Origin of the sequence: Chitinophaga sp. (assembly GCF_035538455.1) — a bacterium.
Taxonomy (GTDB): Bacteria; Bacteroidota; Bacteroidia; order Chitinophagales; family Chitinophagaceae; genus Chitinophaga.
The window spans coordinates 1-14,358 of the sequence record NZ_DATLKJ010000051.1; the positions used below are offsets into that span (position 1 = coordinate 1).

The window sequence follows — 14,358 nt, forward strand, 5'->3', positions numbered from 1 at the left end:
AGATCATGTACTATTGTCTATTCCTAAGAAAGTTCAATCTCCGCTACATTTCAAATACCTAAATACCTAAATCAATAAATACCTAAATAACTCTTACTTATTAAGCAGCTCCTTTACGAGAGCGGAAATAACCTTTCCATCAGCTTTTCCGGCGAGCTGTTTGGTGGCAGCCCCCATCACCTTTCCCATATCAGCAGGGGAAGAAGCGCCGGTAGTGGTAATAATTTCAGCGATAGCAGCACGAAGCTCCTCTTCTGTTAAGGGTTTCGGAAGGAAACGCTCTATAACAACCAGTTCTTCCTCTTCCTTCACAGCGAGGTCTTCACGGTTCTGCTGGCGGAAAATTTCAAGGGAATCTTTACGCTGCTTTGCCAGCTTCTGCAGAAGTTTGGCTTCGTCAGCTTCGGTGAGCTCACCGCTGCTGCCTTCCGCTGTTTTCGCCAGGAGAATAGCCGCTTTAATAGCGCGGAGTGCGCGAAGATCAGCTTCCTTTTTCCCCAGCATCGCAGTTTTGATCTCTGCGTTGATATTTAGTTCTAATGACATATGGTTACATTTAATGGATTATTTTCCTTCAGCCGTCTGTTTTTCCTGGAATTTTTTGAAGAAGTCACGTGCAAACGCGCGCAGCTCATCTGCCTGATCATTATAATGCGTGGCCCTCGCATAAGTGTCGGCCATGGTCATCATGGTCTGGAAGAAGAAGTCTGCCATTTCATCCACCATCATGTCTTTTGTCCACAGGTCTATACGCAGCGCTGCCTTCTCCGCACTGTCCCAGAAAGCCACCATCATGGCTTTAGCCTTGATCATCCGTTCTTCCTTATTATCCGTTGCGCTCCATTCTATTGTTTCAGGAACCTTATTATCGTCCAGTCCTACCTGGATCTGTATGGTAGATTTTTTACTCATGATTTTCTGTTAAAGCGCAAAAATAACTATCATTTAGGAAATAGCCGACCATAACGTTGTGGCGGCCAGCTCCCAGTCTGAAGCCGGCTTTACGGGAGGCTCCTGAGCCAGCAGCCTGGACCTCAGCTGTTCATCCTTATACAACACACTCATTTTTTCGGCAAGATCATCAATGTTGGCAGGATCAGTATACAATACAGCGTCTCCGCCTGCTTCCCTCACAGCCACGCCTTCCAGAGCCACCACCGGCACGCCACAACGGGCAGCAGCCAGTACCGGGTACGCGAGGCCGTCAAAACGGGTAGGGTATATGAGAGCATATGCTGCCGCTGTAGCCCGTGCCAACGCAGCTTCATCAAGATCCTTCAACCAAACCACGTCCTGCCGGAACTTAAATGTTTCCAGAGCGGTAGCGATTTCCGCCCCCGCAGCAGTAGCGCTGCCGGCTATTACTAATCTGAGGTTGGTACGCTGTCTCTTCTTCAGTGCAGAAAAAGCCTTGAGTACCGGCATAATATTATTGCGCGGGTGCATACTTCCTGTAACAAGGAAGTACTCCACTCCGCCGGAAAACTCCTTCTTGGCAGCCTCTCTGTCTTCCCACTCGAGTGGTCGGTAGATTTCGCTTACAGCAGGTTCCAGCTTCACCAGCTTCTCTGCGGCAGCAGGTGATACGCGCTTTACTTCATCGCCCGCGGTACTTGATAATACCACGATACGCCTGGCGCGATCAAAATATCTGAGGATATTCTTTTTAAGTGATGACTGTACTGCAGCAGGTTGCAGGCCGGCGCCCTTTGTGAAAGACAAATCCCTGACCAGTAAAGTGGCAGGAACCTTGCTTCGCAGCGGCAGGGCACTTTCCAGACCAATATAGTAATCAGCCTGTAATGCCTTCAAGGCACGTGGTAGCTTCCATTCGAGCCACCAGTAACGATCCCACTGGCGGTTACCCGTCAGCGGGAGCACCACCGGCTTCACGTTGGCAGGAAATTTAATGCCTTCCGGCACTCCACCATCAAAGAAAAAAGTAAACTGATGCCCGGGTTGCTGCCGGCACATCGCGATAATTATTTCAGTAGTTACCCGCCCGGTATCTGCAGGCATGTCCCGTCTTAAACAGGCGGCATTAACAGCAATTTGCATAATCGATACGTTAGTGTGCCAGCCTGCAAACCTAAACTATTTTGAAGTTCCCGTGCCCGGGAATTTTATGCGGTTGCTATAAGCTCTTCTTATTGGTGATGAAGAATTCGGTTGGTGTCGATATATTGGCGGTATTGCCCAGTGAGCTTAATGTTACAGTAACCTTATAAGGTTTCAGCTCTTTCAGGTGTCTGAGCGTAATACTGAAGGTCTTCTCTTTGGTATCCGGTATCTCTGTCTGTCCCAGTGGTATACCGGCAGGATCTGTAGCTACATTCAGCTCAACGCGCACTCCTTTCTCCGGCATTCTGGACGTAACGTTCACCTTAAAGGTATAGGTGCTGTCCATCGCGATGTTATATTTTCCCACCTGTATTTCAGGTACCTCAAATTTCAATGCTTCCTCTTCCACCGGCGGCGGCGGGGTAACATCACTTTTATTTTTTTTGCTGCACGAAGTAAAACTGATCAGGGCAAAGGCCAGTAATAACGGTAGGGAACTTCTGAAAAGCATAAATAAGGTTATAAGACGCGATAAAATTATGTTTTTTTGATATGTAAATCAAATTTTGCTTCTCACGTCCAGGGCATCGCGCAAGCCATTCCCTAACAGATTGAAAGCCAGCACCAATAGCATAATAGCCACGCCGGGAGCCAATGCCAGCAGGGGGTTATGGGTTATAATAAAATTGTAGTTTTCTTTTATCATGAGCCCCCATGAAGGTTGCGGAGGTTGTACCCCCACACCCAGAAAGCTGAGTCCCGCCTCTACTACGATGGCAGTAGCAAAATTACCGGCAGCCACCACCATTACAGGCCCCATAATATTAGGCAGTATGTGTTTGATGATAATCCGCGTATGCCCGTAGCCAAGCGCCCGCGTAGCTTCTATATATTCCAGCTCCCGGATGCTAAGTATCTGACCACGGATGATGCGGGCCACTCCCACCCACAGCGTAAACCCAACTGCGATGAATACCTGCCAGAAACCCTTTCCCAGCGCCAGCGTCAGCGCAAATACCAGTAGCAGCGAAGGCATGGACCATACCACATTTACCAGCCACATCACCATATCATCTGCGAAACCCCTGAAATAGCCCGCCAATGCACCCAGCAACACACCGATAGTCAACGACACCAACACGGCCACGCAGCCTACACCCAGGCTTACCCGTGTGCCCACGAGCAAGCGGCTTAAAATATCACGGCCAAATTTATCTGTGCCCAGCCAGTAGGTCTGTTCAAATATGCGTGTGTCACTGATCTTATCCTGCAGCTCTTTCAGTGACATGGAGGTAGTTGACCGCTTCCCCGCCCATACTTCTTCCAGGTTGTATTTCTCCTCCCGCACAGTGGATTCATCCACATAACGCTGTACAATAATGGCACTGTCCCTGAATGCCCATGAGCGTATGGGAATCCACGTTACATCCGACTCCTGACCGAAGAGCATTTTTTGAAAAACAGATACGCGGGGTACCGTCTGTTCCTTCTTTACTACCAGCATGTGAATATGGAATCCTGGTCGCTGGCCTTCAATTTCCAGCACCATCCTGTTGGCATCGGGCGTATTGTCCGGCGCCAGCAGATAAGCTGCAATACTGATAATAACTGAAAAGGTAATCACCAGCAACCCGGCCACTGCGGCTTTATTCCGCTTCAGCCGTTTCCAGGCGGATAGTGTATTGGACAAGTGATAAATAATTTAATTAACCTGCCGGCCTTTCCATTGATAGCTTCCGAATTTCCCCAGCCAGCCGGCAACAACAATATAAGGAATATGAAAGAATTGTCCGGGAATAAACCACGTAAGCAATGGTGTTTTATGAAAGAACCTTGCCACCGGCATCATGAAGTACAGTTCCAGTGTTACTTTAAACAGCATCAGGATCAGGAATGGCGGCAGCCATACTGGCAGGAACAACGCTATAGCACCTAATACCAACAGCCCTGCGTTGAAGAGATATACCAGCAGCAATACCCAGGTTATGCGTTTATCTTCATATTTATCCGCCTTGGACGACCAGCGGATACGCTGGTTCATAAAGTCTTTCAGCGTGTCTACCGGTAATGTACGTACGATTGCTTCTTCACTTTTGAGATACATTACCCCCTCCGGATAAGCGCTGTAGATTTTATACATCAACAGCATATCATCGCCGGAGGCGATACTATCAATCCCTGTAAAACCACCTACTTCATAAAAGGCAGATTTCTCGTAAGCCAGGTTAGCGCCGTTGCACATGGCTCCCGCCCGTAGTTGCGCAGCTGCTCCTGTGATACCCTGCATGGTCATAAAATCAAGTGACTGCAACTTTTTAAAGAAGTTCTGCTCTTTATAGAAACTGACCGGAGCTGCAATAAACTTAGGTTTATGTATCTCATAACTCTGCACGATCGTCTCTATCCAGCGCTGGCCCATTACGCAATCCGCATCAGTAGTAACGATCAGGTCTCCGGTAGCAAAGCCTACAGCCATTTCTATCGCTTTCTTCTTGTAGGAATTGAGTCGCTGTTCTCTATTGAGATGATCCTGCATGCGTAATACGCGGATGTTATCTGCCGGGAATCTCTCCACAATACCAGCAGTATCGTCAGTCGAAAAATCGTCTATCACGATTACTTCCAGCAAGGAGGCAGGATAGGTCTGTTGCTGTAAAGCATTGAGCAGCGGCGGCAGGTTATCAGCTTCATTCCTCGCCGGAATAATTACGGTCACCTTTGTGCTGCAGGTCTTCTGCTGTACAGGTGTGAATGCAGGCAGGCGTTTCCAGCCAAAGCTGTACCACAACATCAGTACGCCGTAACCTAAAGCCAGTCCGATAAGTATAATCAAGAAAAAGTACATCCAGATCTATCTAAAGATTGTTTTTAATGATGGTCCCCAATTGCGCTGATATAAGCTGATGCCCTTTTTCAAGTATCAGTTTTTTGCAGTTGAAGCTGCCATCTGCGAAGCGGTCACCCAGTACGGGAGGAATTACGCGGTCATATTTCCCGAATATCAGGAGTGTTAAAACGTTATATTTTGACAATAATTGTTTGCATAGCTGTTTATCCGGCATCATTTTTCTCATGATAGTCCATACATTATATACCTGCTCACGTTTCTCCAGCTGATCCATCCTCTGCGACACAAATTTATAAATGCTCTGATTAAGCAATCCTAATTTCTTTGCCACATCCATCAGGCTGAACAAAAATTGCGGATGATAAGTGACATACCGGAAAATCCGGTTACCAACAGTTGTCTGCGTAACAAACAGGTGCCAGGGATTGTTCCGCAAACCATCTGCCGCAAGCATGATCAGGTTATCTATACGATCCGCCATACGTTGCACAAGGCATAATGCGAGACGGCCACCCATGCTGTAACCCAGCAGTGAAAAGCGTTTGTGGCCGTACTGTTGCAGCGCCAGTTCCACCACGGCTACCAGGTCATCCTTCTCGAAGGGCCTGTCTTCATGCCATTCTGTACACCCATGCAGCGGCATATCCAGCGCCACAATAGTAAACATATCTCCCAGCCCTTCCGCCAGCGGAGTAAAATACACCGCACTTTCACCAAAACCGTGCAGGCAGATCAGGAGTTGTTCCCCGGAACCTGCAGTGCAGCCATGAAAGCGGCTTTTTAAATATGGTACATAAAAATCCAACATAACGAAAAGGGGGACAATGATAGTAAAAAAAAATTATGAATCGGTTACCGCAGATAAAGGAAAACCGGACAACATTAACATTTGGTGTTGTCCGTAATTCATAATTTATTAAGTAAATTACGGAAGTACAAAAAATTTCAGAAACATGGATGCAACAGTTGAAAATAAGGCTGCGCTTAAAGGCGCAGAGTTCCTGGTAAAGGAAAGCGCTCCAGAGGAAGTGTTTACACCAGAAGATTTTTCAGAAGAACAGCTGATGATCAAAGATATGGCCGACCAGTTCATCAGTAAGGAAGTTACTCCGCTGATCGACCGGCTCGACAAACTTGAGGAAGGGCTGATGCAATCACTGCTGGAGAAAGCCGGAGAACAGGGCCTGCTGGGCGCTGCTTTCCCGGAAGAATATGGCGGTTTGGGTAAAGATTTTGTAACAGCTACCATCATCAATGAAGGATTGGGCGCCGGCCACTCATTTTCAGTAGCTATGGCTGCGCATACAGGTATAGGCTCGCTCCCCATACTTTATTTTGGTACAGAAGAACAGAAACAGAAATATATTCCCAAACTGGCTACCGGTGAGATGAAAGGCGCATACGCGCTTACAGAGCCGGATTCCGGCTCCGATGCTCTCGGCGCCAGAACAACAGCTAAACTTACAGAAGACGGTAAACACTACCTGATCAATGGCCAGAAATGCTGGATCACCAACTCAGGTTTTGCAGATGTATTCACCGTTTTCGCCAAGATCGACGGCGATAAATTCACCGCTTTCATTGTTGAGAAAGACACCCCCGGATTTACGCTGGGCGCGGAAGAACACAAGATGGGTATCAAAGGCTCTTCCACCCGTCAGATCTATTTCCAGGATGCCAAAGTACCTGTTGAAAATGTGCTCGGCGTAATTGGTAAAGGCCACCTCATTGCGTTCAACATCCTGAACATAGGACGACTGAAACTCTGTGCCGCCGCCATCGGCGCTGCCAAGAAGTGTATCAACACCTCTGTACAGTATGCCAATACCCGCGTACAGTTCAAGCAACCTATCGCTAATTTCGGCGCCATCAAACACAAACTGGCTGAAATGGCCATCCGCACCTGGACATCGGAGTCAGCCCTGTTCCGTACAGCGCAACTGATCGATGATAAGGAAAAGGAACTCCTGGCTGAAGGCAAGCCATTCAATGAAGCCCTGCTGGGTGCAGCTGAAGAATATGCAGTGGAATGTGCCATCCTCAAAGTAAATGGCTCCGAAGTACTGGACTATGTTGTGGACGAAGGCGTACAGATTCACGGCGGCAACGGCTTCAGTGATGAGTACGTGATCTCCAAAGCCTACCGCGATTCCCGCATCAACCGCATCTTCGAAGGTACCAATGAGATCAACCGCCTCCTCACGCTTGATATGACACTCAAACGCGCCATGAAAGGCAAACTCGATCTCATGACGCCCGCCATGAACGTGATGAAGGAATTAATGAGCATTCCTGATTTTGGCAGTGATGATGAAAGCGCCTTCAGCAAGGAAAGAAAACTGATCACCAACTTCAAAAAAGCGATCCTGATGACTGCCGGCGCCGCTGCTCAGAAACTGATGGTGAAACTGGAAAACGAACAGGAAGTCCTGATGGATATCGCAGATATGGCAATCGAAACATTTGTGGCGGAAAGTGCCCTCCTGCGCCTGATTAAACTCACACAGCACAAAGGCGAAGCAGAAGCTGCTCTTCAGGCAGATATAGTACGCACCTACATTTACGATGCAGCAGACCGTATCAACAAATCCGGTAAAGATGCAATCAACGCCTTCGCTGAAGGCGATGAACAACGCATGATGCTGCTTGGCCTGAAACGCTTTACCAAAGCAGAACCATTCAACAGTAAAGATGCCCGCAGAAGAATAGCTGACAAGCTGATTGCGGACAATAAATATCCATGGTAAATATTTTTATTTTGGTATTTATTTATGTAGATATTTTGGTTAGATCGAAACCGTGTTTAAACTAAAATATCTACATAAATAAATACCAAAATAACTAAATATCAGACGTTTATCCCTCTCCGCCTTATCTTTACACAGATATCGATGAAAGGGCATGAAACAATTATCAATTCTCCTACTACATATACTGATTGTCATAGTTACTCCCAATACGGCCAGCAGCCAGGCTTTTATACGTCTTAGCCAGCCTTCCAGGGATGTAAGCAATGTAAGTTCTTCCAGGCAGTTCATTGCCGGGCGCACCTGTTCCGGATGTATCGTAAAAGTGAACAATGACACCGTCCACGTATACAGCACCGGCACATTTGCGGTAAAGCAGGATCTTACCACTGGGAGAAACACCACAGTGATCACCGCACAGGATCCTAACGGCGAGGTGTACACGAAAACACTTACCTGGTATTATGCACCACCACCCACCCCTAGGGTAACCTCCTCCTTCAGAATAGATTTTGTGGAAATCAGTCCTAAAGGTAATCTTCAGCTCTCTCCCGGCGACACGCTGCACGTAAAAATAAAAGGATACCCCGGCGCACAGGCCACCTGGTTCAACAATGTACCGCTCCGTGAAATGCCCGCTTCGCAAACCGGTGGCGTTGCAGGCTACTACACTGGCTCCTACATCATCCAACATGCCGACTCTCTGCTGAGCGGCAGAATAAAAGTGGCACTACGCAATACCAACGGCGAAACAGCTGTATTGTACAGCCCTTATCAATATTCCGTTATGCGGCATGAAATACCTTTCACCGGCCGCACTATCGATAACATGACTTATCTCACTTCCAGCACCGAAGGCGATCGCCTGGGGCCCAATAAAATAGGGTACCTCGATGAAGATGTGCTGCTGCACATCATAGGCCGGCAAGGCAGCTATTACAAGGTACGCCTGTCATCCAGACAAACTGCCTATATTCCCGATGCACTGGTGGATACCGAAATACCACAGGAACCACTACCGGTAAGTATTGCATCGGATGCAAAAGTTTGGGGAGACACTAAAGCGGATTATGTTTCTGTAGAGCTGTCGGAAAAAATTCCTTATACATCTACCCAGATCATCAACCCACACCAGGTAATTGTAGATGTACATGGCGCCTATGCGGAAGAGCGCATCAACACACTACTCCAGGGTACCAGGGAAATTACCGGTGTAACCTGGCAACAACCAGCGCCGGATGTACTCAGGATGGTCATTTCGCTGAAACACATGCCCTGGGGATACCAGATATATTATGAAGGGAACCGTATAACGGTGAAGGTTAAACGTGTACCGGAAAAGTTATCACTATCCGGGCTAATGATAGGCTTGGATGCAGGTCATGGCGGCAGTAATCCTGGTGCACAGGGACTTACCGGCATATATGAGAAACAGCTTACGCTTACGCTGGCCATACAGCTGAAAGCTGCACTGGAAAGAGAAGGCGCCTCCGTTCTTATGTCTCGCACCGCAGACCTTTCTGTACCCAATGAAGGCCGCCTCTCTACATTCCGTAAAGCCAATCCTGATTTGCTATTGAGCATTCACCTGAATTCATCCGCTAATCCTGTAGATGTATATGGTACGGCTACCTATTACAAACATCCATTCTGCGCGCCGCTGAATGAAGCTATACATGCTCGCCTTGTCACCACCGGCCTCGCTGATTTCAAAGCCAATGGTAATTTCAATTTCATCCTTAATAATCCTACAGAATTTCCTGATGCACTCGTAGAAACGCTCTTCCTCAGCAACCCCGGGGATGAAGAAAAGATACTGAATCCTTCTTTCCAGCAGGAACTGGTGGGCAAGATTGTACAAGGCATAAAAGACTACCTGGCAGAAGTAAGTCGTTAGGCCTTAGCTGCTAACTTTTAAATAGTCCCTTTCTTCAGTTGTGCGGTCAACCTGTTGATGGCGTCAGTCACATGAGTGATCTGCGCAGGAACATTGGCCCATTGGCGTTGTTCTATCGCTTCCCTTACACCGGGAACAGTCTTCACACCATACCCTGTATAGAAGCCGGGAGCATACAACATATGCTTGTACCAGGCGCGGGAAGGCAATCCTTCCACAGAGAGCAGCTGTTGTTCCGCCTGATAGAGCAGTTTATTAAATTGTTGCTTATCGGCAATTGTTTTGCCGGCAGAAAGAGCTGCGGTTACTGTATCCAGGCCTTTCAGCGCATGTTGCAGCGGCGTAAAATCGACAGTAGGCACTATCTCACGCACTACCAGAGGTTGCAGATGCAGAGCGGTATCAAGTGTCAGGTGATATTTGTTTTCTGTTATTAGTTGATTTTCTATAGCAGTGGATTCACGCAGGCTGTTGGTCATCTCCACCAGTTCATCTGCATAGCGGTTTACAGTTTCGTATAGTTTACGGAAATCAAAGGGCAGAATAATGGCGTCAGCTACACGCAATGCGGTATGTCCGGCTGTCTGCGATAACGCTACACCATAACTGAAGATTGGATCTTTAAACCGTACATAGTCATCATAAGAATCGTAGATGGAATGATATTCCCCGCCATCATCCTCTCCACCAAAGCCGAAGTCCAGCGAAGGCACTCCCAGATGCTGTATGAAAGCAGAATAGTCGGAGCCTGTGCCCATAGCGCCGAGGGGGAGTGTTTGCCGGGCCAGCTTCTCTTTCTTCAGCTTGGTAGTAGGCGCTGTTATCACATCCCTGGCAAGCCTGCGGGCAATGATGCTTACGCCTGTCTGCGGATCTGTGATATTGCTGCCGACTTCATTCACCAGCGTTTCAAGTGCATGTGATCCTTTGGCTTCCAGGAAGCCGCGGCCATTGCTGTCAGAGTTTATGTATAACACCGCTTTGTCCTGAAGCTCAGTGGCATGATCCTCTGCCCATTCAGTGGAGCCGAGGAGGCTGGGCTCTTCACCATCCCAGGCGCAGTACACAAGGGTGCGACGCGGGCGGTAGCCTTCCTTATGTAATTCTCCTATTGACTTTGCTTCTTCCAGCAGGGCGGCGAGGCCGCTGATGGGATCGGATGCGCCGTTCACCCAGGCATCGTGGTGGTTGCCGCGGATTACCCACTGGTCGGGGTATTCACTGCCTTTTATTTTTGCGATCACATCATAACAGGGCTTCGTCTGCCAGTTAAATGCAAGCTTCAGATGTACTTTAGCCTTACCCGGGCCTATATGATAAGTGAATGGCAAGGCGCCTCTCCATGCTTCAGGAGCCACAGGGCCATCAAGTGAACGCAGTAAGGGTTCTGCGTCATGATAGCTGATGGGGAGCACGGGAATTTTCAGCAGACTGGGTGCCTGCAACCTGTCGAGCCGCTTCGCTGCAGCAGTAGAGGCAATGCCGGGAGTAAGCGGGTCTCCAGGGTAAATGACCATGTCCATCACAGAGCCACGCTGTACGCCATATTCATTTTTATAAGCGCCTTTCGGATATACGTCACCATTATAGTAGCCGTCGTCTTTGGGGTCTGAGTAGATAATACAGCCAATAGCGCCATGCTCCTGTGCTACCTTAGGTTTGATACCCCGCCAGGAGCGACCATATTTGGCAATCACAATTTTACCTTTCACACTGACGCCGGCCCTTTCCAGGTATTCGTAATCATCCGGCAGACCATAATTTACAAACACCAGCTCTGCATTTACATCGCCGTCTGCGCTCCAGCAGTTGTAGGTAGGCAGCTGGCCTTCCTGACCGGAGGTGGCATCTTCTTTTAGCGCAGGCTCTTTCAATAATGCCTGGTAATGTCCGGGAGCAGTGAGCTCAAGCAGGCGCTCCTTTGGAGTAGGGAACAGTACCTGGTAAGTTACTATTTCCGCATCCCATCCGTAGCTTTTAAAACGTTGCAGGATCTCTTCCGCCACCGCTCTCCCGCGGGCAGAGCCTAGATGATGCGGCTGAGCGGAAAGTGTTTTGATAGTCTCACCAATAGAGCGGCTGCTGAGTTTTTTGTCGAACCTGGCTTCAAGTTCGAGGTGTTGTTTGGCGTCATCTTCTGTAAAGCCCAGCAATGGTTTGTTCTGTGCAGAAGCAATGCCCACTGTGCATAGCCATAAGGCCAGTATGCGGTAAAAATAGGTTGTTGTCATAAACAGGTCAGGAAAAGTTTTGGTTGATCTATGGTATATCATTCAATATACAAATAGTCTATAATTTCGATGGGCTTTTTTTACAAACGGAAGCCTTCATAACTTTTAGTTATGATCCATAATCATACATTATCAGCAGAATAGTCTACTTAACGAGTAGATTAATCTATATTTGTAAATCGTTTCATAGATTTATCCCTTTGAAATTTTAACTATCATTCAATAAAAGAGGAATTATATGGCGAATGCGATTCAGGAGTTTAATGACTATCGGGCAAAGATGAACGAAGTGATCCTGGGAAAACAGAACAAGGTAATTAACCGGCTGTTCAACCTGGATACCAACACTTATGCAGAAGGTGCTTTAAGCACCAAAACCAAGGAGATGCTGGGCCTGGTGGCCTCTATGGTGCTTCGTTGTGACGATTGTATCAAGTATCACCTGGGCAAGTGCCATGAGCAGGGCATTACAACGGAGGAAATGTATGAAATCTTTGCAGTGGCTAATATTGTGGGCGGTACCATTGTGATTCCGCATACACGGCGGGCTGCAGAGTATTGGGAAGAACTGCAGGCTACCAACAGTTAATGTTGCCGCCTGTTTATTACACTTATCTGTCGTAACTTTACAGACCATATATTATATTTTAATTCATACAAATGTCTACAGCAACTATAGCTCCGCAGACCTTAACGGCAAAAGATTTTGCAACGGACCAGGAAGTGCGCTGGTGCCCTGGCTGCGGCGACTACTCTATACTTAAACAGGTACAGACCATTATGCCATCGCTGGGTATTCCCCGCGAAAACATTGTGATTGTTTCCGGAATTGGTTGTTCATCGCGCTTTCCATATTACATGAACACCTATGGTATGCACTCTATCCACGGCCGTGCTACTGCTATTGCTTCCGGCCTGAAGGCTACACGCCCGGAACTGAGTGTCTGGATCGTAACCGGTGATGGTGACGGCCTTTCTATCGGCGGTAACCATACCATTCACCTGCTGCGTCGTAATTTCGATGTGAACATTATGCTGTTCAACAACCAAATCTACGGCCTCACCAAAGGACAGTACTCTCCTACTTCAGAAGAGAATAAAGTGACCAAATCCACTCCGGTTGGCAGTATCGATCATCCGTTCAATCCAGCGGCGCTGGCCCTGGGAGCAGATGCTACCTTTATTGCCCGCAGTATGGATCGTGATCCCAAGCACCTGCAGGAAATGCTGAAACGCAGCCATGCCCACAAAGGAGCATCTTTCCTGGAGATATACCAGAACTGTAACATCTTCAATGATGGAGCATTCGAAGTGTTCACTGAAAAATCCAGCAAAGCCGACGAAACCCTGTTCTTAGAACAAGGCCAGCCGCTTGTGTTTGGAGCACAGAAAAACAAAGGTGTCCGCCTCGATGGGCTGAAACCCGTAGTAGTAGAGTTAGGCAGCGAATACAGCGCAAGTGATCTCTGGATTCATGACGAAAACGATTTCTATAAAGCGCAGCTGCTTACCCGCATGTTCGACGATCCTCGTATTGAAGGTCATCTGCCTCGTCCGTTTGGTGTATTCTACCAGGTACAGCGTACAACCTACGAAGACATCCTGCAGCTACAAATAGCCGACGCAATCGGTAAAAAAGGCGCAGGTGATCTCGATAAACTGTTTGCTGGAAATGAAACCTGGACAATCAAATAAGATCGTAATAGTTTGACTTGTGATGATGATCCTGATAAAAGCGAAGATGGTCTGAACTGTGATTCTTTTGATTAGTGTGATTCAGGTGATAAGCGGAGATTGTAAAGAAGATGGTAATATTATAAAGCGAATGGCCCATTTAGAATGATTCTAAATGGGCCATTCGCTTTTATCTTTGGTTATCACCTGAATCACACTAATCAAAAGAATCACAGTTCAGACCATCTTCGCTTTTATCACAGTTAATGGGTGAGTGCCACTTCGAAAAGCACCTTATACAACAATACCACTCCAAAAATGATCATGCTGGCTCCGGCAATACGGTTGAGCCACTCTACGTTGGTGAGAGTCAGCTTATGCCTGATCTTATCAGATACAAATACTTTCAGAATATCAGCTGATAATACAAGACTTAAACAGACACCGTACATCACGATACGATGCCCAACAGTAGTGGCGCTGTTCGCAACACATACACCCAGCCAGAAAATGATTACCCCGGGATTCAGCGTATTCATCAGAAAACCGGCCAGCCATATTTTAAGATAGTCATGTGTACGGAACATTTCAGGCTTTTCATCGCCGGTACTGATCCTTACTTTTTTGAAGAAGAGTCCGTATACCCCCATTCCTATCAGCAGGAATCCGCCAACCACACCGATCGAGCGCTTATATTCCTCAAGGCCGCTGATAAAGGAAGTGGTGAGATTTCCGGTGAGTACAAACAGAATGTCACTGCAGGATACGCCCAGCGCGAAGCTGATGCCTGCCTTGAACCCATTGCTGATACTATATTTTATTATGGCGAATATTACCGGCCCTACCGATAACGATAGAAAAAGCCCCAGTCCTAGTCCTGCTACAATTGCTGCTACCATG

At 47.6% G+C, this 14,358-nt stretch carries 13 protein-coding genes; 4 read left to right on the forward strand and 9 right to left on the reverse strand.

Annotation, left to right across the window (positions count from 1 at the left end; all coding sequences use genetic code 11):
- Window positions 1-93: 93 nt before the first annotated feature.
- The 7 genes from VM802_RS06590 to VM802_RS06620 all read right to left on the reverse strand — a co-directional run bounded on the left by VM802_RS06590 (window position 94) and on the right by VM802_RS06620 (window position 5,717).
- The gene (locus tag VM802_RS06590; RefSeq protein ID WP_325529025.1) at window positions 94-546 is read right to left on the reverse strand and encodes a GatB/YqeY domain-containing protein; all 453 of its coding nucleotides are present in this window, start codon (window positions 544-546) and stop codon (window positions 94-96) included.
- A gap of 18 nt (window positions 547-564) precedes the next feature.
- The gene (gldC, locus tag VM802_RS06595; protein ID WP_325529026.1) at window positions 565-912 is read right to left on the reverse strand and encodes a gliding motility protein GldC; all 348 of its coding nucleotides are present in this window, start codon (window positions 910-912) and stop codon (window positions 565-567) included.
- A 33-nt stretch (window positions 913-945) separates the two neighbouring features.
- Entirely contained in the window at window positions 946-2,058 is a 1,113-nt protein-coding gene (locus VM802_RS06600; protein ID WP_325529027.1) for a glycosyltransferase, read from the reverse strand.
- Between the two features lie 76 nt (window positions 2,059-2,134).
- The gene (locus VM802_RS06605; RefSeq protein ID WP_325529028.1) at window positions 2,135-2,572 is read right to left on the reverse strand and encodes a hypothetical protein; all 438 of its coding nucleotides are present in this window, start codon (window positions 2,570-2,572) and stop codon (window positions 2,135-2,137) included.
- A 48-nt stretch (window positions 2,573-2,620) separates the two neighbouring features.
- A complete protein-coding gene (locus VM802_RS06610; RefSeq protein WP_325529029.1) occupies window positions 2,621-3,751 on the reverse strand; it encodes an ABC transporter permease in 1,131 nt (376 codons plus the stop codon).
- Window positions 3,752-3,763: 12 nt separating this feature from the next.
- Window positions 3,764-4,906, reverse strand: coding sequence for a glycosyltransferase family 2 protein (locus tag VM802_RS06615; RefSeq protein ID WP_325529030.1), 1,143 nt, complete (start codon window positions 4,904-4,906; stop codon window positions 3,764-3,766).
- 10 nt (window positions 4,907-4,916) lie between these two features.
- Window positions 4,917-5,717: an alpha/beta hydrolase gene (locus tag VM802_RS06620; protein ID WP_325529031.1), complete on the reverse strand. Its 801-nt coding sequence runs from the start codon at window positions 5,715-5,717 to the stop codon at window positions 4,917-4,919.
- Between the two features lie 145 nt (window positions 5,718-5,862).
- Between VM802_RS06620 and VM802_RS06625 the strand changes: the two genes are divergently transcribed.
- Window positions 5,863-7,656 (forward strand): acyl-CoA dehydrogenase FadE, encoded by a 1,794-nt coding sequence (locus VM802_RS06625; RefSeq protein ID WP_325529032.1) that lies wholly within the window; start codon window positions 5,863-5,865, stop codon window positions 7,654-7,656.
- Window positions 7,657-7,810: 154 nt separating this feature from the next.
- Window positions 7,811-9,553 (forward strand): N-acetylmuramoyl-L-alanine amidase, encoded by a 1,743-nt coding sequence (locus tag VM802_RS06630; RefSeq protein WP_325529033.1) that lies wholly within the window; start codon window positions 7,811-7,813, stop codon window positions 9,551-9,553.
- 17 nt (window positions 9,554-9,570) lie between these two features.
- Here VM802_RS06630 and VM802_RS06635 read toward each other — a convergent pair whose 3' ends face one another.
- Window positions 9,571-11,784 carry a transferrin receptor-like dimerization domain-containing protein gene (locus VM802_RS06635; RefSeq protein WP_325529034.1) on the reverse strand — a complete coding sequence of 738 codons (2,214 nt, stop codon included), beginning with the start codon at window positions 11,782-11,784 and terminating at the stop codon, window positions 9,571-9,573.
- 238 nt (window positions 11,785-12,022) lie between these two features.
- On the opposite strand from VM802_RS06635, the gene VM802_RS06640 reads away from it, so the two are divergent.
- On the forward strand, window positions 12,023-12,373 hold the full coding sequence (locus tag VM802_RS06640; protein ID WP_325529035.1) for a carboxymuconolactone decarboxylase family protein: 351 nt from the start codon (window positions 12,023-12,025) through the stop codon (window positions 12,371-12,373).
- 71 nt (window positions 12,374-12,444) lie between these two features.
- The gene (locus VM802_RS06645) at window positions 12,445-13,479 is read left to right on the forward strand and encodes a 2-oxoacid:ferredoxin oxidoreductase subunit beta (protein ID WP_325529036.1); all 1,035 of its coding nucleotides are present in this window, start codon (window positions 12,445-12,447) and stop codon (window positions 13,477-13,479) included.
- Between the two features lie 242 nt (window positions 13,480-13,721).
- Here VM802_RS06645 and VM802_RS06650 read toward each other — a convergent pair whose 3' ends face one another.
- Window positions 13,722-14,357, reverse strand: a complete 636-nt coding sequence (locus tag VM802_RS06650) for a LysE family translocator (RefSeq protein WP_325529037.1) — start codon at window positions 14,355-14,357, stop codon at window positions 13,722-13,724.
- Window position 14,358: the final 1 nt, after the last annotated feature.